We start from the raw sequence: 574 nt of genomic DNA, 5'->3' as shown, positions 1-574 counted from the left end.
ATTTATAATAGTAAAGGTAAAATAGATGATGCTTATTTAAATACACTTAAAATTGCAGGTATTGTTGTTTTCCCAATTTTATTAGGAATAGGTTTAATTTCAAAGCCATTAGTATCTGTCTTATTAGGAAAGGAATGGCAATTTACATCTGATATTCTGTTCCTACTTTGTATTGCATTTATGATCTATCCTATACATGCAATAAATATTAATATACTGCAGGTTCATGGGCGAAGTGATCTTTTTTTGCGTTTAGAAGTACTAAAGAAAATATTGATGACAATTATTCTTGTCATTACGACACAAATAAATATAAATGCGATGGTGATTGGCTTAGTTCTACACTCATATCTCTCATGGTTTTTAAATGGATTATTTAGCCAAAAAGTTTCAACGATCACAATAGGGATGCAATTAAAAAATTTGCTGCCTATATGGTGTCTATGCTTAATTAGTGGGTTAAGCTCAAATTATTTTATAAATGAAATGAAATTAGAACCGTTGTTAAATATAGCATTTACTGTTTTATTAAATGCTTTTATTTACATTATGCTTATTCGAATTATGTATAAAG

At 27.7% G+C, this 574-nt stretch carries 1 protein-coding gene; it reads left to right on the top strand.

All coding sequences use genetic code 11. The features are described from left to right. Positions 1-574, top strand: a 574-nt coding sequence (locus tag HEN21_RS22595) for an oligosaccharide flippase family protein (protein WP_183082961.1), incomplete at both ends; no start/stop codon positions are given.

This window comes from Escherichia sp. 93.1518 (assembly GCF_013368915.2).
Lineage (GTDB): Bacteria > Pseudomonadota > Gammaproteobacteria > Enterobacterales > Enterobacteriaceae > Escherichia > Escherichia ruysiae.
The sequence above is the reverse complement of the archived record's forward strand: the minus strand, read 5'-3'. Positions and strand labels throughout refer to the sequence as shown.